Genomic DNA, 19,629 nt, shown 5'->3' on the forward strand with positions numbered 1-19,629 from the left:
TCTGCCGTGGCCACGATCACCAAGGTTTCGCCGCTGGCCCCGGCCAGTTTCCCCGATCTGCCTGCGATTGACGGTGTGCGCTTTGCCACCGTCGCGGCAGGTGTGCGGTATCAGGGTCGCACGGATGTCATGCTGGCCGTGCTGGACCCCGGAACATCTGTGGCAGGCGTATTCACCAAATCCGCCACCCGCGCCGCTCCGGTGCTGGATTGTCAGGACAAGATCGGCGGGCCAAGTGACGGCCCGGCGGCTATCCTTGTGAACTCGGGCAACGCCAACGCCTTCACCGGGCATTACGGCCAGACCTCGGTTTCCGAGGTGACGCAGGCCGTTGCGGATGCCACCGGCGTCCCGGTCAACCGCGTCTTTACCTCGTCCACCGGCGTGATCGGGGAACCCCTGCCGCATGAGCGTATCGTGACCCAGCTTGAGACGCTGAAGGCGGGCCTCAGCCGGCACGCCATCGAAGACGCCGCGAAGGCCATCATGACCACGGATACCTTCCCGAAAGGGGCGTCGGCGGAGGTCGAGATTGATGGCAAAACAGTCTCTATTGCGGGGATTGCGAAGGGTTCCGGCATGATTGCGCCGGATATGGCGACGATGCTGGTCTACGTCTTCACCGACGCACAGGTGGACCAATCGGCCCTGCAGGCGATGCTGGGCGCGCAGACGGATCGGACGTTCAACTGCATCACCGTTGACAGCGATACGTCGACCTCGGACAGCCTGCTGCTGTGTGCTACCGGGGCGTCGGGTGTCGATGCCACCACCAACGCGGCATTTGCCGAAGCGCTGGAACGCGTGATGCTGGATCTGGCGCAGCAAGTGGTGCGTGACGGTGAGGGGGCCACGAAATTCGTGGAAATTCGTGTGGCCGGGGCCGCCTCGGACGCAGACGCCAAGGTACACGGTCTGGCGATTGCCAACTCTCCGCTGGTGAAAACCGCCATCGCGGGCGAGGACCCGAACTGGGGCCGCATTGTCATGGCCATCGGCAAGTCCGGTGCAGCAGCGGATCGTGATCTGCTGAGCATTTCCTTCGGAGACATTCTGGTCGCCGAAAAGGGTTGGGTCAGTCCCGATTACCGCGAGGATGACGCCGCCGCCTATATGAAAGGTCGGGATCTGGTGATTGCCGTCGATCTGGGGCTGGGCGCGGGCAAATCCACCGTCTGGACCTGCGATCTGACCCACGGCTATATCGAGATCAACGCGGATTATCGCTCGTGAAACCGGAGCAATTCCAGCAAAAGTGGAGCCCGGTTTTGCGTCCGGGATTGCGACCATGAAAACTGTATTAGTGTCTGCCGTCGCCCTGATCGACATCGAGGGCCGCGTTCTGCTGGCCCAACGTCCCGAGGGCAAATCCATGGCAGGCCTCTGGGAATTCCCCGGCGGCAAAATCGAACCAGGCGAAACCCCCGAGTCCGCGCTGATCCGCGAGTTGGAAGAAGAGCTGGGCATCAATACCTGGACCTCATGCCTCGCGCCGCTGACCTTCGCCAGCCACAGCTATGACGATTTCCATCTGCTGATGCCTCTGTTTGCCTGCCGCAAATGGGAGGGGATTCCGCAGTCTAAGGAAGGGCAGGCTTTGAAATGGGTGCGTGGGAATGATCTTCGGAACTATCCGATGCCTGCAGCGGATGTACCCCTGATCCCGATTTTGCGGGATTGGTTGTAGTCGTCACTTAGTACCGCCTTGGGGTAAATTTTCTGGATTGCGGACTAAGCTGGCATTTGCGAAGGCCTATCGGTTTCGCTCCCTAATAGCTCGGATCGCTGCGCTACGGGCGCTCTCCCAGTGGTCTGACATGGTTGGTTTGGAGCGGATCAATTCAATTGATTGCCCATCGCCGTACCAGCGAAGTGCGCACATGACGGTGCCAACGTCGGCCTCGTCCTTGACCGCCACCAATAACCGATGCAGAAACTCACGCACCATTGCAGTGCTCTGAGAACGAAATTTGCTCGATCCAAACACATTGAGCACGCTTGCAGTCTTGACGGACATCTCAAGGTCAGTTTCGACCGACGATATCTCACGTTCGGCAATCTTGAGGAGCGTTGTAAGCGCCTGATCCGAAGGAATATCTTCCAAGAAACTGAACACGAGGGGTCGTATCACTTGATCATCAGCTAGCAAAATGATCCCGTCAAATCCACTGATGCAATAGGTGGAAACTATCTCTGACCATGTGGCCAAGGGGGCATTGGGAAAACACGGATGGTGCTTCCAGCCGTACCGCATGGTCAATTCTCTTAGCAAAACGCCGTTCTCAGGCGATGGCTTCTTCGCCAATCGAGTAATGTCTTCGACTTCTACGAGACCTTTCTTCGCTTTTGCCTTCAATGAATTCATCAAGTAACTTCTCCCGTATTTGAAATGGAAGAGTTACCTAGCGAGCTAAATACAATCAAGGAACGGTCGATTAGGGCTCAAAGCCGCCACTCCTAGGACACCAAGGCAATACCGTCCTCAGAGACAGGATGCTGGTGCCCGAGGATCCCCGGGCACCCTGTTGTTAGGTAGAAAGTGTTACATATTGGGGAAGTAATCCTCACACTCGCCATCACGATAGACATCCGCCGTACAGCAATGCAGACCGCCACCAAAGGCATATGCGTCGCGCAGCTCGACCTCGACCACTTCCATTCCCAGCTTGTCCATCTGTTCGGCCTGATAGACCTCGGATTTCTCGACACAGACGGTCTTCGGGTCCAGCACCAGCACGTTCATCGACAGCCAGGTCGAGGAATAGCACAAAGGCGGCGGCGTGTTGTGGGCCGGTTGGGCGGCGTCCACGATCTCCCACCCGTTTTTCTCGAACATGCCGCGCTGATCTTCGGGCAGGCGACGCTGCGGGTTATTCAGGATAAGGCCGGGGCGCAGCGGTGTGAAGGTGGCGTCGATATGGATCGGGTAGGGGTCGCCGGGGAAGTTCACCGTGTGGACCCGGTGATCGGGGAAGTGACGGCGCAGCCACTCGATCCCTTTCAGGTTCGTCGTAAACCCATGCTGAACCACCAGATCGCGGCCAAAACGTAGCACATCGGCGGCGTCGAACAGCGGCTCTTCCTCGGTGGTGACAAAGAATTTCTCGGCCGCCCATTGCAGGCGCTTTTCGACGCCGATTTTGTCGCTGAGGTAATCGGGATGGTAATCCGCATCGGTCAGGCGCGGCTTTGGCGCGGCCTCGTGGCGGAAGTTCGGGTCTTCGTCCCAGTATTGTTGCATTAGCGGGCGATAGTTCAGGTATTCGAACCAGCGGCAGCGATAGGACATCGTCGCTTCGAGGATTTCGTGTCCGACGGTCAGCAGCACATCGCGCGGGGGCATGCAGCCAAACTGGCTGTCGGTGTGAAAATCCGGTGTGGTAGCCGGTTGCGAATGATCAATCGACGTCGGGCGATCCACGCGAATACCGCGCTTGCGCAGTTGATCGGCGAAATTGTCCAGCAACTCGTTGGCCCGGTCGATGGTTTCCTGCGGGCGGCGGCCCCACTGGCCGCGCATGTCGCTGTCCTCGGGCACCTTGGCGTCCAGCGCGGGTTCCTCGGGCGGAATGTGGCAGTCATCCGCGCGGCCCACGATGACGTGGCGCAGGGTGTCCCATTCATTCCAGCTTTTGACTTCGGTTTTGTCGGGGGACCAGGCCATGGCTGTCTCCTGTTGTGGCGGAGATCAGGACGGGGCCCTCAATCTCCTGATTGAAAGTCCCGGCGTACAGGATATGGGGTTCGTCGCTGATTTACCTCTGGCGACGCCATCGCCAAAGAGCTTGACGGGCCACATAGCATTGCTTGCAGGCGTTGGGAAGAAGGGCGTTGCCAAGGTCACCCGGATTGGCGGCACGACCCCTGTTACAATTCGTAAGAATTGAGAAAACATCAGGAAAAAGTTGACGCTGATCGTGCAACTGTCCCTTATCGGGGCGCAGGTGTTCGGGCAACGACCCGGACCCGCCATTTCCGGCCCGGAGGAGGGGCCGGATGGGGAGGAGAGGAAGATTGGCTCAGACGCAGTCGGGCGCTGAGGGGATGCAGTCCCTTCCGGCGCTGTTACACCGCAATGTCACGCAGTTCGGGGATGCCCCGGCGTACCGCGAAAAGGAATTCGGGATCTGGCAATGCTGGACCTGGGCCGAGGCCGCGCGGGAAATCCGCGCCATCGCGCTGGGCTTTCTGGAGCTGGGTGTTGAAAAGGGCGACCATATCGCCGTCATAGGCCGCAACCGCCCGGCGCATTACTGGTCGATGGTCGCCGCACAGATGGTCGGCGCGGTGCCTGTGCCGCTGTATCAGGACTCGGTCGCCGAAGAGATGGCCTATGTGCTGGAACATTGCGGCGCGAAATACGTTGTCTGCGGCGATCAGGAGCAGGTCGACAAGGTCATCGAAATTCAGGAAAACGTGCATCAGGTCAAACACATCCTCTATACCGACAAGCGAGGGATGCGGAAATACGACCATTCCCAGATGAATGCGCTTGAGGACATCATGGCCGAGGGCAGCGCCGGTCACGCGCGGTTTGATGCGGAACTGGACAAGCGTATCTCCGCGATCACCTATGACGACACCTGCGTGATGCTTTATACCTCCGGCACCACCGGCAAGCCCAAGGGCGTGGTGTTGTCGAACCGGAACGTGATCGAAAGCGCCAAGAACTCGGCCGAATTCGATCACCTGACCCGGAACGAAGACATCCTGTCTTATCTGCCGATGGCCTGGGTGGGCGATTTCATCTTTTCCGTTGGTCAGGCCTATTGGTGCGGTTTCTGCGTGAACTGCCCCGAAAGCGCCGACACGATGATGACCGACCTGCGCGAGATCGGGCCAACCTATTTCTTTGCCCCGCCGCGCGTTTTTGAGACTCAGCTGACCAATGTGATGATCCGGATGGAGGATGCGGGCAAGCTGAAGCAGCGCATGTTCCGTCACTTCATGGCACATGCCAAGAAGGTTGGTGGCTTGCTGCTGGACGGCAAACCGGTGGGTTTTGGCGACCGGTTGAAATACGCGCTGGGCAATCTGCTGGTTTATGGACCGCTCAAGGACACGCTGGGCTATGGTCGTTTCCGCGTGGGCTATACCGCGGGCGAGGCGATCGGGCCGGAGATTTTCGACTTTTACCGCTCGCTTGGGATCAATCTAAAGCAGCTTTATGGCCAGACCGAAGCGACGGTGTTCATTACCGTGCAGCCGGATGGTGAAGTACGTGCGGATACGGTGGGCGTGCCTGCGCCGGATGTTGAGTTGAAAATCGACGACAGCGGCGAGATTCACTACCGCTCGCCCGGGGTTTTTGTTGAGTATTACAACAACCCGGATTCAACCGCCTCGACCAAGGATGCCGAAGGCTGGGTTGCGACCGGGGATGCGGGGTTCATCGAGGAAGGCAGCGGCCATCTTCGGATCATCGACCGCGCCAAGGACGTTGGCAAAATGGCTGACGGGTCGATGTTTGCGCCGAAATATGTCGAGAACAAGCTGAAATTCTATCCCGACATTCTTGAGGTCGTGCTGTTTGGCAACGGCAAGGATCGCTGCGTGGCGTTCATCAATATCGACCTGACGGCGGTGGGCAACTGGGCAGAGCGCAACAATGTGGCCTATGCGTCCTATCAGGAACTGGCGGGTCATCCCCGTGTGTTAGAGACGATCAAGGCCCATGTGGAAGCGGTGAACAAATCCGTTGCCGCCGATGAGATGCTGTCGGGCTGTCAGGTGCATCGCTTTGTGGTGCTGCACAAGGAACTGGACGCGGATGATGGTGAGATGACCCGGACGCGCAAGGTGCGGCGTCGGTTCGTGGAAGAGAAATTCCAGGACATCATCGATGCGCTTTATGACGGATCCCAGTCGGTCTCGACCACCACCGAGGTGACGTATGAGGACGGTCGCAAGGGCTCGATCAGCGCCACGCTGGAGATTGTCGACGCGCCGGTTGTGCCGGTCGCACAGCATAAGGTGGCGGCGGAATGAGGGCCGTTCGAGCGCCGCTCGACCTGCGGTCATCGCCCCGCCCGCCGTCCCGTTTTTTGTGTCAGGGAGTGACTGATGCTGGATAGTTCCGAAGGATATGTCACCGAAGACGGCCGCAAGATCGGCGGTGTGGTGATGGAGATGAAGAACATCACCCTGCGGTTCGGCGGTGTGGTGGCGATCAAGGATATCTCGTTCGACATTCGCGAGGGTGAAATCCGGGCCATCATCGGGCCGAACGGGGCGGGTAAATCCTCGATGCTGAACGTGATTTCGGGCTTTTATGTCCCGCAGGAAGGCGAGGTCTGGTTTCACGGCGCGAAACGCCCGCCGATGCGTCCCTATGAAGTGGCGCGGCAGGGGATCGCGCGGACGTTCCAGAACATCGCCCTGTTCGAAGGCATGAGCGTGCTGGACAACGTCATGACCGGGCGGCTGAACTATATGAAAACCAACATCCTTCAACAGGCACTGTGGAAGGGCAAGGCCGAGGCGGAAGAGACCGAAAACCGCGAGGCGGTCGAGAAGATCATCGATTTTCTGGAAATCCAGCACATCCGCAAGACACCCGTCGCGCGCCTGCCTTACGGTTTGAAAAAGCGCGTCGAACTGGCCCGCGCGCTGGCCGCAGAGCCCAAACTGCTGCTGCTGGACGAACCGATGGCGGGGATGAATGTCGAAGAGAAAGAGGACATGAGCCGCTTTATCCTCGACGTGAATGACGAGTTCGGCACCACCATCGCCCTGATCGAGCATGATATGGGCGTGGTGATGGACCTGAGCGACCGGGTGGTCGTGATGGATTACGGCAAGAAGATTGGCGACGGCACACCCGATGAGGTGCGCAACAATCAGGAAGTCATCGACGCTTATCTGGGGGTCAGCCATGACTGATATCCGGGCAGATATTTGGGGAGGCGAGCATGCCTGAACAACTCGTTTTTGCGATGGAGGTCATCCTCAACGGTCTGATGGCCGGGGTGCTTTATGCTCTGGTCGCGCTGGGCTTTGTGCTGATCTACAAGGCGTCGGGGATTTTCAATTATGCCCAAGGGGTAATGGCCCTGTTTGCGGCGATGACGCTGGTGGGGATCATGAACGGACAGGTGCCGTTTGCGCATCTGATCAACGCGATTTTCGGCACGCATATCCATTATTTCGGCTGGAACGTGCCCGCGCTGCTTGCGGTTATTCTGACCATGGCAGTGATGGTGTTGCTGGCCTGGGCGGTGCAACGGTTCGTCATGCGCCATCTAGTCGGGCAGGAACCGATCATCCTGTTCATGGCCACAATCGGTCTGGCCTATTTCCTCGAAGGTGTGGCCGACCTGATGTGGGGGTCCGAGATCAAGACGCTGGATGTGGGGCTGCCGCAGGGTATCAACCTGTGGATTGACGAGACCACCTTTAACATCTTCGACTACGGCTTTTTCATCGACAATCTGGATATTGTGGCAACGGTCATTGCCGCGCTGTTGGTGGCCGCGCTGGTTGCGTTCAGCCAGTACACCAAGCAAGGCCGGGCGATGCGCGCGGTGGCTGATGACCATCAGGCGGCGCTGTCGGTGGGGATTTCGCTGAACTTCATCTGGGTCATGGTCTGGTCGGTGGCCGGGTTCGTGGCGCTGGTCGCGGGGATCATGTGGGGCACCAAGTCGGGCGTGCAGTTCTCGCTGAGCCTGATCGCGCTCAAGGCGTTGCCGGTGCTGATGCTGGGCGGGTTCACCTCGATCCCCGGGGCCATCGTTGGCGGGCTGATCATCGGCGTGGGCGAGAAGCTGTTCGAGTTTGCGCTGGGCCCCGCATTGGGTGGCGCGACCGAGAACTGGTTTGCTTATGTGCTGGCGCTGATCTTCCTTGTCTTCCGGCCGCAGGGTCTGTTCGGCGAGAAGATCATTGAGAGGGTGTAGGCTGTGCAAAAGCTGATCGCCATCATCAACGTGATCGCATGGGCCGGCTTCTGGGCTTTTGGCTATATCGCCATCACCGCCGAAGGCCTGACGGACGCTCAGTTGGTGGTCGCGGCGATCCTGGCCTTTGCCGGGCTGGTCACGGGCATCATGGCCTACATGAAACTGGTGCGTTCGTCCGAGGCGAGCGGATACGCCAAGGGATCAAAACAACTGGACGCCGCGACCCGGAACCGGGCGCAGGAAGAATGGGGAAAGTAAGATATGTTCTATCGTGAGGCCGGAGATTTCAAAACCTCCTATGTCGCTGACAGCCAGACTTTCCCGATCAAGTTTGACCGGTATCGGTACTACGTCGTGCTGGCGGTGGCGTTCGGGATCATTCCGTTCATCATCAACGATTACTGGGCCAACGCCCTGCTGCTGCCGTTCCTGATCTATGCCATCGCGGCCATCGGGCTGAACATTCTGGTGGGCTATTGCGGGCAGGTGTCATTGGGCACCGGCGGGTTCATGGCTGTGGGGGCTTATGCCTGCTACAAGCTGATGACCGCCTTTCCCGATGTCAGCATGTTCGTCCATGTGCTGCTTGCGGGCGGGATCACCGCCATTGTCGGCGTGTTGTTCGGTCTGCCAAGCTTGCGGATCAAGGGGTTCTATCTGGCGGTGGCCACACTGGCGGCGCAGTTCTTTCTGGTGTGGCTGTTCAACCGGGTGCCGTGGTTCTACAACTACTCGGCCTCGGGCCAGATCAACGCGCCCGAGCGGGACGTGTTCGGGATCATCATCACCGGACCCAATGCTCCGGCCTGGGCCACCTATCTGTTCTGCCTGATCTTCCTGACTGTGTCCGCCATCATCGCCCGCAACCTGACGCGCGGCACCACGGGGCGCACCTGGATGGCGATCCGCGACATGGACATCGCGGCCGAGATCATCGGGGTGAACCCGCTCAAGGCCAAGATCAGCGCCTTTGCCGTCAGCTCTTTCTTTGTCGGCATCGCGGGTGCGCTGTTCTTTGCGGTCTATCTGGGCGCGGTCGAAGTGGGCGAAGTGTTCGGCATCCAGAAGTCATTCCTGGTGCTGTTCATGGTGATTATCGGCGGGTTAGGATCGATTTTCGGGTCCTTCGCCGGGGCGGCCTTCCTTGTGCTGCTGCCGGTGGTGCTGAAGGTGGTCGGCGTCGATGTGCTGGGCTGGCCCACCGATATCGTGGCGCACCTGAACCTCGTGATCGTGGGTGCGCTGATCATCATGTTCCTGATCCTTGAACCGCACGGGCTGGCACAGCTGTGGCGCGTGGCGAAAGAGAAACTCAGACTCTGGCCGTTCCCGCACTAAGGGGCTGGCCCAATCAAAAAGACGGGCGGAAAGCCCGAAACCAACATCGGATCAACCAAGGGAGGAGACACCCGATGAACAAGAAACTGGCAACCCTGGCGCTGGGCGCTGTGATGGCCGCAGGTCCGGTCATGGCCGACCTTGTGTTCCCGTCGCTCAGCTATCGGACCGGACCCTATGCGGCAGGCGGTATTCCGTTTGCGGATGGCTATGCCGACTATTTCACCCTGCTGAATGAGCGCGATGGTGGCATCGGAGGTGTCTCAGCCCGCGTGATCGAATGCGAAACCGGCTATAACACCGAAAAAGGCGTGGAATGCTATGAATCAACCAAGGGCGAAGGCGCGCTGGTCTATCAGCCGCTGTCGACCGGGATTACCTATCAGCTGATCCCCAAAGTGACCGCAGATGGCATTCCGCTGCACACGATGGGCTACGGTCGGACCTCGGCTGCGAACGGCAAGGTGTTCAGCCATGTGTTCAACTATCCGGCCAACTACTGGAACGGTGCGTCGGGCGCGATCAACTATCTGCTGGACGAGAATGGCGGCGACCTGAACGGCAAGAAAATCGCGCTGGTCTACCACAACTCGGCTTACGGCAAGGAACCGATCCGCACGCTGGAAACACTGGCCGAAAAGCATGGCTATGACCTGACCCTGCTGCCCGTGGATCATCCGGGGCAAGAGCAAAAGTCGCAGTGGCTGCAGATCCGCCGTGAAAAGCCCGATTATGTGATCATGTGGGGCTGGGGCGTGATGAACCAGGTTGCCGTGCAAGAAGCCGCCAATATCCGCTTCCCGATGGAAAACTTCATCGGTGTCTGGTGGTCTGGCGCTGAATTCGACGTGGAACCTGCGGGTGATAAAGCCACTGGCTACAAGGCGCTGACCTTCACCGGTCTCGGCATGGACTATCCGGTCTATGACGACCTGCAGAAATATGTCGTCGATGCGGGCAAAGCGGCAGGCGCAGGTGATCAGCTTGGTACGGTTCAGTACAACCGTGGTCTCTATGCTGCGATGCTGGCTGCCGAGGCGGTGAAGACTGCGCAGGACATGCACGGAACTGCTGAAATCGACGCGTCGATGATGCGCGATGGCATGGAGGCACTGGAAATCACCAGCGCCAAGATGGAAGGCTTGGGCATGTCGGGCTTCGGGCCTGAATTCTCGGTCAGCTGTGACAACCATGGTGGCCCCGGCCTGGTCGGCGTCGTGCAGTGGGATGCCGCCGCAGGAACCTGGAATTCGGTTCAGGACTTCAAGCCTACCGATGTCGAGGTGATCAACGCGCTGATCGAGGAAGACTCGGCCGCTTATGCCGCCGAAAACAACATCGAAGGGCGTTGCGAATAAGCGACCCCCTGTCCCGGTCCTGATCCGGGGCGCTGAAAATCCGGAGCGGCGGTTGCACTGCCGCTCCTCACGAACAGCCCCTTCGGGGGCAGGCACGAGGACACGCGCTGATGCTTGATGCGGCACACACCACCGAAGTGCAGGCAGAAACCCTGCTTGAGGTCAACAATATCGAGGTGATCTACAACCATGTGATCCTTGTGCTGAAAGGCGTCAGCCTGACCGTACCCAAGGGCGGTATCACGGCTTTGCTGGGTGGCAATGGTGCGGGTAAGACAACAACGCTGAAAGCTGTATCGAACCTGCTGCATTCGGAACGGGGCGAGGTCACCAAGGGCTCGATCAAATATCGCGGCCAAAGCGTGCATGAAAGCGACCCCGCCGATTTGGTGGAAAAAGGCGTCATCCAAGTGATGGAAGGCCGCCACTGTTTCGAACACCTGACGGTCGAGGAAAACCTGTTGACCGGGGCCTATACCCGTAAAGACGGCAATGCCGCGATCCAACAGGATCTGGAACTGGTCTATAGTTATTTCCCCCGTCTGAAAGAACGCCGCAAATCCCAGGCCGGTTATACCTCGGGTGGGGAACAGCAGATGGTGGCGATGGGCCGGGCGCTGATGTCACGACCCGAGACGATCCTGCTGGACGAACCCTCGATGGGTCTTGCGCCGCAGCTGGTCGAAGAGATTTTCGGCATCGTGAAGGATTTGAACGAGAAAGAGGGCGTGTCTTTCCTGCTGGCCGAACAGAACACCAATGTGGCGCTGCGCTTTGCGCACTACGGCTACATTCTGGAATCGGGCCGCGTGGTGATGGACGGGCCCGCCGCCGAGCTGCGCGAAAACCCGGATGTGAAAGAATTCTACCTTGGCATGTCGGAGGAAGGCCGCAAGAGCTTTCGCGACGTCCGCTCGTACCGTCGCCGCAAGCGGTGGTTGTGATCTGATGGAGGATATGGCGATGACCTATTTCGACACACTCGAAACGCGCTCAGCCGACGAACGCGCCTCGGATCAGGCCGCCGCTTTGCGCGCGCAGCTGGAACGGGCGAAATCTTCTCCGGGCTTTACGGCGCATCTGGCAGGAAAAGACACTAATAAGGTGGAATCTGCGGATGATCTGCCCAAGTTGCCAGTGCTGCGCAAATCGGACCTGACCCGCGCGCAAGCCAGTCGTCCGCCTTTTGGCGGCTTCACGGTGAAACCGGCGCGGCACTTTCATCACGTGTTCCAATCTCCCGGCCCGATTTACGAGCCGGGCAGCACCGATCACGATTGGTGGCGCATGGGGCGGTTCCTGAACGCAGTGGGTGTTGGGGCTGGCGATATCGTTCAGAACTGTTTCGGCTATCACCTGACACCTGCGGGCATGATCTTTGAAAACGGCGCACGCGCGGTTGGCGCTGCGGTTCTGCCCGCCGGAACCGGCCAGACCGAATTGCAGGTCACGGCGGCGCGCGATGTCGGATGCACCGCTTATGCCGGCACGCCGGACTATCTGAAGGTCATTCTGGACAAGGCGGACGCGATGGGCGTTGCGCTGAACTTCTCGAAGGCGGCCGTGGGCGGCGGTGCGCTGTTCCCGTCACTGCGGCAGGAATATGCGGATCGCGGGATTTCCTGCCTGCAATGCTATGCCACGGCTGATCTGGGCAATGTCGCTTATGAAAGCGCCGCGATGGAAGGAATGATCATCGACGAGCATGTCATCGTCGAGATCGTCACCCCCGGAACCGGCATTCCTGTGGCCATTGGTGAAGTGGGTGAGGTTGTCGTGACCTCGCTGAACCCCGACTACCCCCTGATCCGGTTTGCGACCGGAGACCTGTCGGCGCTGATGCCCGGCGTCTCGCCCTGCGGTCGGACCAATATGCGGATCAAGGGCTGGATGGGCCGTGCCGATCAGACCACCAAGATCAAGGGCATGTTCGTGCGGCCCGAACAGGTGGCGGCTCTGGTCGAAAAACACGACGAGATCGTCAAAGCTCGCGTGATCGCCGCGCGTCAGGGCGAGATGGACACCATGACCGTCCAGATCGAAAGCCCGGGCGGGGATGACACGGCCTATGCCAAATCGGTCGCCGAGGTGCTGAAACTGAAAGGCGCCATCGAGGTTGTCGCCCCCGGATCGCTGCCGAAAGACGGTTTGGTGATCGAGGATCAGCGGGTTTATGAATGACACCCGCGTAAGGCGAGGTTTTCTTCGCCTTACGTTTGACGAACTCATTTGGTGTTCAGAACGCTGGTTACCAATTCCGGATGGCCATTGTTCCTAAGCAATATCCCGGAATGTAGGCTGTAGGCGCCGAAAGTTCTCAAAGGGTGAATGCTCCACTGAAATTCCCTCTTTGGAATGCGACCGTTGATCAAAACTCCCTCTCCGTCGTACTTATATGATGCCCACATAATTTTTCGCGAATAGGCAATAGGATTGGACACATGGAAGCCGCTGGCCTTCATCCAACTGATCAGTTTGTTTGGGCTCGACAGGTGCTGGGCGACGGCGATCAAGCAATAGTCCAATTCTTCCAGAAATCTGATCTTTTGCCAGTTTAGGGTCGAATTTTCCAAAGTCTCATCCTCTGCTACCAAGCATGCTTTCGCGAATTCGGTGTCGACGATTGTTTCTGCCCGCACTGGAAAGCCCGCCAGCGCTAATATCGACATGGTCAGAAAAACTCGGCAGGGCATTGCATATCCAATCTTGGCGTAATGCCTCAGCCGAACAGAAGCGTTGTCCGGCAGCAAGTCTGGAATCCCTTATCACGTACAAGTCACGAATGGGGGATTGAGCAAACTCGGGAGCGGTAGTTAGCTGTATTGGTGCTGGCAATCCCGACGATTTTAGTCGAAAAGGACACTCAGAGCATTCTGAAGACGCCGGATGACCCAGATCGACTATTCTGAAAACGGATCGCGGAACCGCGGCGTACGCGGCACCCGGCTTTTGGCCGGGCTGGCCTATGTGGTTGCAGCGGCCTGCCTGTTGCCGATGGTGGCCGTTGTTCTGGCGGCGCTGACCGGCGGGACCGACACGATTGCGCATCTGGCCGAGACGGTGCTGCCCCGGTACACGGTGACCACGCTCATCCTGGTTGTTTTGGTCGCTGCGGGTACGTTCAGCATTGGCACCGGGGCCGCGTGGCTGGTCACGATGACCCGGTTTCCCGGCGTACGCTTGCTTGAGATTGCGCTGGTTCTGCCGCTGGCCTTTCCGGCATATGTGCTGGCCTATGCCTATACCTTTATTCTGGATCATCCGGGGATCGTGCAATCCACCCTGCGCGATGTAACGGGGTGGGGCCCGCGCGATTACTGGTTCCCCGAGATCCGCTCGACCGAGGGTGCGGCGGCGATGCTGATCCTTGTGCTGTATCCGTATGTCTACCTGCTGGCCCGCGCGGCCTTTTTGCAGCAAAGCGCAACCGCCTTTCTGGCGGCGCGTGCGTTGGGCAACAACCCATGGCTCGCGTTTCGGCGCGTGTCTCTGCCGATGGCGCGCCCGGCGATTGCGGGCGGCGTGCTGTTGGCGGTGATGGAGACCATCGCGGATTTTGGCACCGTGTCCTATTTCGGTGTCCAGACCTTTGCGACGGGTATCTATACCAGTTGGTTTTCGCTGGCCGATCGCGCGGGTGCCGCGCAACTGGCCTTATGCCTTTTGACCTTTGCTTTGGTCATGGCAGTGGCTGAACGCACGCAGCGGGGCAAGGCAAAATACTATCAGGCGGGCAAGCAGCACGCAGCGCAGCCCGCCGCACATCTGACCGGCTGGCGCGCTGTCGGTGCCTTTGTTCTATGCGCTGTCCCGGTGCTGTTCGGGTTTCTGCTGCCGGTGATCATTCTTGTTGAGATGGGAATGGAATCCGAGCAGAACCTGCTGTCGGAGCGTTATCTCGGGTTCATCCGCAACTCACTGATCCTTGCGGGGACCGCAGCGGTTGTCACCGTGTCTGCCGCCATCAGCGTCGGGTTTTTTCAGCGCCTTCGCCCCGGTCGCGCCTCGTCAGGTGCGGCTTATATCTCGCGTCTTGGTTACGCGGTTCCGGGTGGGGTGATCGCGGTTGGGCTGATCGTCCCCTTTGCTGCCTTCGACAACGCGCTCGATGCGTGGATGCGCCAGACGTTTGATATCTCAACCGGCCTGCTGGTCACCGGCTCGATCTGGTTGTTGGTTGCGGCCTACATGGTGCGGTTTCTGGCAGCAGCGCTGAGCGCGTATGAAGGCGGGCAGAGCACGGTTCACGCCAATATGGACGCCGCCGCGCGATCCCTGGGGCAAACGCCCTTGGGCACTCTGCGGCGGGTGCATCTGCCCATTCTGACGCCATCGCTGCTGACTGCATTGCTGATCGTCTTTGTCGATGTGATGAAGGAACTGCCCGCCACACTGATCATGCGGCCTTTCAACTTTGATACGCTGGCGGTGCAGGCGTACCGGCTGGCCTCGGACGAGCGGCTTGAGGGCGCGGCGGTGCCCTCATTGGTCATTCTGGCCGTCGGATTGCTGCCCGTGATCCTGATTTGCCGACAGGTCGGACGCCGGTAACACCTTTTGACGAATTGAAGCATAGCAGCGCAACAGGCTTGATTCGGGCGCGATTTCCGGCAAGGCTTGGGGTATGAACATGCAGCCTCCCAGCCGGTTTTCTGCAAACTCGGCCCAGATGCCCGTCGCGTTCGACCGGCGCGAGATGTCCCATATCCTGTCCGTATACGGCCGGATGGTCGCCGCCGGAGAATGGCGCGATTACGGAATTTCCAACCTGTGTGACATGGCGATTTTCTCGATTTTCCGGCGCACGGCGGAACATCCGATCTATCGCATCGAAAAGCACCCACGCCTGCGGCAGAAACAAGGGATGTATTCGGTTGTCGGTATGGACGGACGTATCCTGAAACGCGGCCATGATCTGCGCACGGTACTGAGGGTGCTGGAGCGTAAGCTGATCCGCTCGGTTTCGCCGGATTAGAGCCTTTTGTGGGCTGTCACAGGCCCGTCGCCTTGGGCCAGAATGCGGGCGATTGCCTGATCCATAGGCTCATAGGCCACTGCCATGTGATACGCGTTCGCATGCAACAGCATGTTCGGCCCTGAAACCCATGCCACATGACCCTTCCAGAACAGCAGGTCGCCGCGTTGGGGCGGTGTGCCATCAGGTAGCGCAGTGCCAACTGCCTGCTCCTGATCGCCACTGTCACCCGGACACGCGATACCGCAAGCCAGCAACCCGGCCTGAACCAGCCCGGAACAGTCGATCCCGAACCGGCTGTTGCCGCCCCACAGATAGGGCGTGCCCAGAAACAGCTCGGCCACGGCCACCGGGTCGGTTTGAATGTCCGAGATCGGCGCAGTGTGGACCGTTGGAATGTATCCCAACTCGGTTTCCAGAAACCTGTCCGTCTGCGACAGAGCATGCACGGTGCTGCCAAAGCTCAGCGAGGCCAGATCGCGGGTTTTCATATCCGCCTGTTCATAGGCATGGGTTGCGAGAGCAGTGATCCGGTGGGTCTGCGGCACCTCCGGCCCCAATTGGGCAGACCGGACCCAGCCGGGATAGCCATCTTTGTCGGCGGTGATCCGGCTCCACCCGTCTTGTTCTTCGGCGACCTGCACGGTGTCTCCGAACAGCAATTGCCGGTCACGCGCGCCGTCTGGACTGCGCAGCAGGTCAATGACGGGTCGGATGACGCGCAGGCGGGTCACAGGCCCAATATCTCCGGCAGTGCACCCAGCACGGCGCGCGGGCCTTGGCCCAAACCGCCTTTGCTGCGTCCGGGCGACTTGCTGGGCTGCCATGCATAGATGTCGAAATGCATATAAGCGCTGTTTTCGACAAAGCGGCGCAGGAAAAGGGCGGCGGTTATGGATCCCGCGAACCCACCCGAGGGCGCATTGTCCAGATCGGCGATCCCCGGCTCGATCATCGCCTCATACGGTGTATGGAACGGCATCCGCCAGACCGGATCGGCCGAGCGTTGCGCGGCCTGCGTCAGGGCCGCCGCCGCCTGATCGTCATCCGTATAGAACGGGGCCAGATCCGGGCCGACGGCCACGCGCGCGGCCCCTGTCAGGGTTGCCATCGAGATCACCAGATCCGGCTGCCCCTCATCCGCCAGCGCAAGCGCGTCGGCCAGCACCAACCGCCCCTCGGCATCGGTGTTGTTGATCTCGACCGTCAGACCCTTGCGCGAGGTCAGGATGTCACCGGGGCGGAAGGCGTTGCCTGCCACCGCATTTTCAACCGCCGGGATCAGCACCCGCAGTTGCAGCGGCAGATTCAGCTCCATGATCATCCGGGCCAGCCCCAGCACATTCGCCGCGCCGCCCATATCCTTCTTCATCAGACCCATGGAGGCACCGGGTTTCAGGTTCAGACCACCCGTATCGAAACACACACCCTTGCCGACCAGCGTCAGCTTGGGCCCTTTGTTGCCCCAGCCCATCTCGATCAGACGCGGGGCCTGATCCGCTGCGCGGCCAACTGCGTGGATCATCGGAAAATTCTGCTCCAGCAGCGCATCACCGGTGATGGTGCTGCATGTCGCCCCGAACTCCTGCGCCAGCGCTTCCGCCGCCTGTTGCAACTGGTCGGGTCCCATGTCCGAGGCCGGGGTGTTGACCAGATCGCGGGTCAGCGCCTCGGCATTGACCATCGCCTCAAGCCGCGCGGCATCTACAGTATCCGGCGCGACCAGACGCGCCTTGGCCGGAGATTGGCTGGCGTAGCGGTCAAACGCATAGCCGGTCAGCAGCCAGCCCAGACACTCCATCTCCAACTGATCGGGCGGGACATCGGACCCGAGGTGATACGTGCCTTCGGGCAGCGCCTCGGCAGCGGCGGCCAGAGGGAACCGTTTGCGGGCGCGTTTGGCCTGCGTTCCATAGCCCGCCAGCGCAAACCCGGCCCGGCCATCCTTGCCCGGCACCAAAAGCGCCTGACCTATTGCACCGGTGAACCCGTTCACCTCCACCCAATCACGAACATGATCCGGCTGGTCCTGAAGCCATCCGTCCAGATCGGATTGACCAAGCACATGCAGCGGAACAGAAACGTCAGAGGGCGGGGCAAAGCTTAGGGTCATGGGCGTCTCGGCTGATTGAATTTGCGCCCAGACTAGCCACCTGCGACCCGCCCGCAACCCCCGTCAGACGGAAAGGTCCTGCTGATCCCAAACGGCGGTCAACGACCGCTCACCCACGCGGATCAGCCGCCCCAGCGTTGCGCCAGCCGCCACCGCATCCCCGGCATCGACCGCGCCTGCCACGTCGCCCGCAACCCGCGCCAGTGCGGTCATCCCGACCTGATCGGCGATCGCCACCAGCGATTTCGAGCATTTGCGCAGGTTCTCCCAATCGCGCTGCCGCCAGAACCGTTCGCAATTCGACAGGCGCACGGCCAGTTCCTCGACCGTGCGGCACAGCACATCCAACGCGTTCTTGTCGCCCAGTTGCCGGTACAGCCCGCTGAGGCGATCCGGGTCCAGTCGCACGGTTTCCTTATGTTCAAGTGTGAGTATCTTATCCACCACATTCACCCTAGTTCAGTCGCCCCCACGGCGTAGGCCTGATGTTTGGCGGGAAATTCTTTGCAAATCCTTGCGCGGAGTTCGGATAATGGCTCGAATTTTCCTTGAATTCAGTTTACAGCGGCCTAAGCAATTGAAGACAGGAACACCGAAATGGATATAGCCAAACCTTTGCCAACCTATCTGGTGAAACGGTATCACGGCTGGAAGGCGACGACATATTCCGAAAATCAGGTCTGGTATCGGCGTCTGGCGGATGAGGGGCAGCGCCCCCGAGCCATGGTGATTTCCTGCTGCGACAGCCGGGTGCATGTGACTTCGATCTTCGGGGCGGATCAGGGTGAGTTCTTCATTCACCGCAATATCGCCAATCTTGTCCCGCCTTACGCGCCCGATGGCGACCATCATGGCACAAGCGCCGCCATCGAATACGCCGTGACGGCCCTGAAAGTGGCGCATCTGATCGTGTTGGGGCATTCGCAATGCGGCGGTGTGCAGGGCTGTATCGACATGTGCAAGGGGCAGGCCCCGCAACTTGAGGCCAAGGAAAGCTTTGTCGGCCGCTGGATGGACATCCTGAAGCCCAAATATGATCTGGTCGCAGATATCGAAGACAGCGCCGACCAGGCCCGCCAGTTCGAACGGCAGGCGGTTGTGGCGTCGCTGGAGAACCTGATGACCTTCCCATTTGTGGCGTCAGCGGTCGAAGACGACACGCTCAGCCTGCACGGGCTCTGGACGGATATCGGTGCGGGCGGGCTGGAGTGTTTCGATCCGCACCAGAAGAGATTCGTGCCGGTCTGACAGCGCCGAACCGCCAGCGCAGGCATCAGGTGCAGTTCAGGGTCTGGTTTTCAGTTGTATTCCGGTATGCTTAGGTCATTGATCGCAATCTCCGGAGCATATTATGAAATGGATTAAACGCATTGTTCTGAGCCTGATCGTGCTTGTTCTGGCGCTTGTGGGCATCTCTTACCTGCTGCCCGGCAAAGCCGAAGTGTCCCGCAGCATCACCATCGATGCTCCGCCCGAGGCGATCTTTCCTTATGTGAACTCCATGCAAGAGACCGAGCAATGGTCGCCCTGGCTGCACCGTGATCCCGAAACCCAGCTGTCCTATTCGGGGCCAGCGTCGGGTGTCGGCAATACTCTGAACTGGGCGTCGGACCACCCGCAGGTTGGTACCGGCTCGCAAGAAATTGTAGAGAGTGTTGAGAACCAGAGCGTCCAGACAGCGCTGGATTTCGGCCCGATGGGCACGGCTACGGCGTCGTTTACCCTGCAACCCGAAGGCGGGCAGACGCAGGTCACTTGGGGATTCACATCCGATCTGGGCCTGAACCCGATGACGCGCTGGATGGGGCTGATGATGGATGGCTGGGTCGGCGGAGATTATGAGCGCGGATTAACCAACCTGAAGGCACTGGTCGAGGGGCAGGGGTGACAGAACCAGCTTTGCGCGCGGCTTGCCCGTCAGAAACTGACCGCCCGCCACCAGAA

20 protein-coding genes are annotated in these 19,629 nt (G+C 59.7%); 14 read left to right on the top strand and 6 right to left on the bottom strand.

What is annotated here, in order from left to right:
• Nucleotides 1–6 precede the first annotated feature (6 nt).
• Together argJ and mutT are read left to right on the top strand one after the other, a co-directional pair.
• Nucleotides 7–1,233, top strand: coding sequence for a bifunctional glutamate N-acetyltransferase/amino-acid acetyltransferase ArgJ (gene argJ, locus ACR0AC_RS09385; RefSeq protein WP_480626499.1), 1,227 nt, complete (start codon nucleotides 7–9; stop codon nucleotides 1,231–1,233).
• 55 nt (nucleotides 1,234–1,288) lie between these two features.
• Nucleotides 1,289–1,687, top strand: a complete 399-nt coding sequence (gene mutT / locus ACR0AC_RS09390; RefSeq protein ID WP_480872985.1) for an 8-oxo-dGTP diphosphatase MutT — start codon at nucleotides 1,289–1,291, stop codon at nucleotides 1,685–1,687.
• A 66-nt stretch (nucleotides 1,688–1,753) separates the two neighbouring features.
• Here mutT and ACR0AC_RS09395 read toward each other — a convergent pair whose 3' ends face one another.
• Nucleotides 1,754–2,365 carry a hypothetical protein gene (locus ACR0AC_RS09395; RefSeq protein ID WP_480872987.1) on the bottom strand — a complete coding sequence of 204 codons (612 nt, stop codon included), beginning with the start codon at nucleotides 2,363–2,365 and terminating at the stop codon, nucleotides 1,754–1,756.
• Nucleotides 2,366–2,542: 177 nt separating this feature from the next.
• On the bottom strand, nucleotides 2,543–3,664 hold the full coding sequence (locus ACR0AC_RS09400; protein ID WP_480543623.1) for a serine/threonine protein kinase: 1,122 nt from the start codon (nucleotides 3,662–3,664) through the stop codon (nucleotides 2,543–2,545).
• Between the two features lie 380 nt (nucleotides 3,665–4,044).
• On the opposite strand from ACR0AC_RS09400, the gene ACR0AC_RS09405 reads away from it, so the two are divergent.
• From ACR0AC_RS09405 to ACR0AC_RS09440, 8 genes are all read left to right on the top strand, one after another.
• Nucleotides 4,045–5,988, top strand: a complete 1,944-nt coding sequence (locus ACR0AC_RS09405) for an AMP-binding protein (RefSeq protein ID WP_480873220.1) — start codon at nucleotides 4,045–4,047, stop codon at nucleotides 5,986–5,988.
• Nucleotides 5,989–6,063: 75 nt separating this feature from the next.
• Entirely contained in the window at nucleotides 6,064–6,882 is an 819-nt protein-coding gene (locus tag ACR0AC_RS09410) for an ABC transporter ATP-binding protein (RefSeq protein ID WP_170453417.1), read from the top strand.
• A gap of 29 nt (nucleotides 6,883–6,911) precedes the next feature.
• Nucleotides 6,912–7,898 (top strand): branched-chain amino acid ABC transporter permease, encoded by a 987-nt coding sequence (locus ACR0AC_RS09415; RefSeq protein WP_170453418.1) that lies wholly within the window; start codon nucleotides 6,912–6,914, stop codon nucleotides 7,896–7,898.
• Between the two features lie 3 nt (nucleotides 7,899–7,901).
• Complete coding sequence (locus ACR0AC_RS09420) at nucleotides 7,902–8,159, top strand: hypothetical protein (protein ID WP_170453419.1); 258 nt, start codon at nucleotides 7,902–7,904, stop codon at nucleotides 8,157–8,159.
• Nucleotides 8,160–8,162: 3 nt separating this feature from the next.
• A complete protein-coding gene (locus ACR0AC_RS09425; protein ID WP_170521009.1) occupies nucleotides 8,163–9,239 on the top strand; it encodes a branched-chain amino acid ABC transporter permease in 1,077 nt (358 codons plus the stop codon).
• Nucleotides 9,240–9,313: 74 nt separating this feature from the next.
• A complete protein-coding gene (locus ACR0AC_RS09430) occupies nucleotides 9,314–10,597 on the top strand; it encodes an ABC transporter substrate-binding protein (RefSeq protein WP_170521011.1) in 1,284 nt (427 codons plus the stop codon).
• Between the two features lie 110 nt (nucleotides 10,598–10,707).
• Nucleotides 10,708–11,541 carry an ABC transporter ATP-binding protein gene (locus tag ACR0AC_RS09435; RefSeq protein WP_170453422.1) on the top strand — a complete coding sequence of 278 codons (834 nt, stop codon included), beginning with the start codon at nucleotides 10,708–10,710 and terminating at the stop codon, nucleotides 11,539–11,541.
• A gap of 19 nt (nucleotides 11,542–11,560) precedes the next feature.
• Nucleotides 11,561–12,778: a phenylacetate--CoA ligase family protein gene (locus ACR0AC_RS09440; RefSeq protein ID WP_480872992.1), complete on the top strand. Its 1,218-nt coding sequence runs from the start codon at nucleotides 11,561–11,563 to the stop codon at nucleotides 12,776–12,778.
• 44 nt (nucleotides 12,779–12,822) lie between these two features.
• Here the strand turns inward: ACR0AC_RS09440 and ACR0AC_RS09445 are convergent, their stop codons facing one another.
• On the bottom strand, nucleotides 12,823–13,347 hold the full coding sequence (locus tag ACR0AC_RS09445) for a hypothetical protein (RefSeq protein ID WP_480583418.1): 525 nt from the start codon (nucleotides 13,345–13,347) through the stop codon (nucleotides 12,823–12,825).
• Between the two features lie 136 nt (nucleotides 13,348–13,483).
• On the opposite strand from ACR0AC_RS09445, the gene ACR0AC_RS09450 reads away from it, so the two are divergent.
• Nucleotides 13,484–15,148: an ABC transporter permease gene (locus tag ACR0AC_RS09450; protein ID WP_480583421.1), complete on the top strand. Its 1,665-nt coding sequence runs from the start codon at nucleotides 13,484–13,486 to the stop codon at nucleotides 15,146–15,148.
• Between the two features lie 73 nt (nucleotides 15,149–15,221).
• Entirely contained in the window at nucleotides 15,222–15,572 is a 351-nt protein-coding gene (locus ACR0AC_RS09455) for a DUF2794 domain-containing protein (RefSeq protein ID WP_170521016.1), read from the top strand.
• Here ACR0AC_RS09455 and ACR0AC_RS09460 read toward each other — a convergent pair.
• From ACR0AC_RS09460 to ACR0AC_RS09470, 3 genes are all read right to left on the bottom strand, one after another.
• Entirely contained in the window at nucleotides 15,569–16,306 is a 738-nt protein-coding gene (locus ACR0AC_RS09460; RefSeq protein ID WP_170453426.1) for a C40 family peptidase, read from the bottom strand. The genes ACR0AC_RS09455 and ACR0AC_RS09460 overlap by 4 nt on opposite strands.
• Nucleotides 16,303–17,685, bottom strand: coding sequence for a leucyl aminopeptidase family protein (locus tag ACR0AC_RS09465; protein ID WP_480872993.1), 1,383 nt, complete (start codon nucleotides 17,683–17,685; stop codon nucleotides 16,303–16,305). The genes ACR0AC_RS09460 and ACR0AC_RS09465 overlap by 4 nt, the downstream gene beginning before the upstream one ends.
• 63 nt (nucleotides 17,686–17,748) lie before the next feature.
• On the bottom strand, nucleotides 17,749–18,138 hold the full coding sequence (locus ACR0AC_RS09470) for a hypothetical protein (protein WP_170735601.1): 390 nt from the start codon (nucleotides 18,136–18,138) through the stop codon (nucleotides 17,749–17,751).
• 144 nt (nucleotides 18,139–18,282) lie between these two features.
• Here ACR0AC_RS09470 and ACR0AC_RS09475 point away from each other — a divergent pair, with 144 nt between their 5' ends.
• The gene (locus ACR0AC_RS09475) at nucleotides 18,283–18,933 is read left to right on the top strand and encodes a carbonic anhydrase (RefSeq protein ID WP_170453429.1); all 651 of its coding nucleotides are present in this window, start codon (nucleotides 18,283–18,285) and stop codon (nucleotides 18,931–18,933) included.
• 103 nt (nucleotides 18,934–19,036) lie between these two features.
• Entirely contained in the window at nucleotides 19,037–19,573 is a 537-nt protein-coding gene (locus tag ACR0AC_RS09480; protein ID WP_170453430.1) for an SRPBCC family protein, read from the top strand.
• Nucleotides 19,574–19,629 lie beyond the last annotated feature (56 nt).

This window comes from Ruegeria sp. H7 (assembly GCF_056532945.1).

Excerpts from the sequence above, each read along its gene's own strand:
- ACR0AC_RS09425 (WP_170521009.1), top strand. The coding sequence starts at position 8,163 with ATGTTCTATCGTGAGGCCGGAGATTTCAAAACCTCCTATGTCGCTGAC.
- ACR0AC_RS09475 (WP_170453429.1), top strand. The coding sequence starts at position 18,283 with ATGGATATAGCCAAACCTTTGCCAACCTATCTGGTGAAACGGTATCAC.
- ACR0AC_RS09400 (WP_480543623.1), bottom strand. The coding sequence starts at position 3,664 with ATGGCCTGGTCCCCCGACAAAACCGAAGTCAAAAGCTGGAATGAATGG.
- ACR0AC_RS09405 (WP_480873220.1), top strand. The coding sequence starts at position 4,045 with ATGCAGTCCCTTCCGGCGCTGTTACACCGCAATGTCACGCAGTTCGGG.
- ACR0AC_RS09430 (WP_170521011.1), top strand. The coding sequence starts at position 9,314 with ATGAACAAGAAACTGGCAACCCTGGCGCTGGGCGCTGTGATGGCCGCA.
- ACR0AC_RS09410 (WP_170453417.1), top strand. The coding sequence starts at position 6,064 with ATGCTGGATAGTTCCGAAGGATATGTCACCGAAGACGGCCGCAAGATC.
- ACR0AC_RS09435 (WP_170453422.1), top strand. The coding sequence starts at position 10,708 with ATGCTTGATGCGGCACACACCACCGAAGTGCAGGCAGAAACCCTGCTT.
- ACR0AC_RS09415 (WP_170453418.1), top strand. The coding sequence starts at position 6,912 with ATGCCTGAACAACTCGTTTTTGCGATGGAGGTCATCCTCAACGGTCTG.
- ACR0AC_RS09395 (WP_480872987.1), bottom strand. The coding sequence starts at position 2,365 with ATGAATTCATTGAAGGCAAAAGCGAAGAAAGGTCTCGTAGAAGTCGAA.
- ACR0AC_RS09440 (WP_480872992.1), top strand. The coding sequence starts at position 11,561 with ATGACCTATTTCGACACACTCGAAACGCGCTCAGCCGACGAACGCGCC.
- ACR0AC_RS09455 (WP_170521016.1), top strand. The coding sequence starts at position 15,222 with ATGAACATGCAGCCTCCCAGCCGGTTTTCTGCAAACTCGGCCCAGATG.
- ACR0AC_RS09480 (WP_170453430.1), top strand. The coding sequence starts at position 19,037 with ATGAAATGGATTAAACGCATTGTTCTGAGCCTGATCGTGCTTGTTCTG.
- ACR0AC_RS09465 (WP_480872993.1), bottom strand. The coding sequence starts at position 17,685 with ATGACCCTAAGCTTTGCCCCGCCCTCTGACGTTTCTGTTCCGCTGCAT.
- ACR0AC_RS09450 (WP_480583421.1), top strand. The coding sequence starts at position 13,484 with ATGACCCAGATCGACTATTCTGAAAACGGATCGCGGAACCGCGGCGTA.
- mutT (WP_480872985.1), top strand. The coding sequence starts at position 1,289 with ATGAAAACTGTATTAGTGTCTGCCGTCGCCCTGATCGACATCGAGGGC.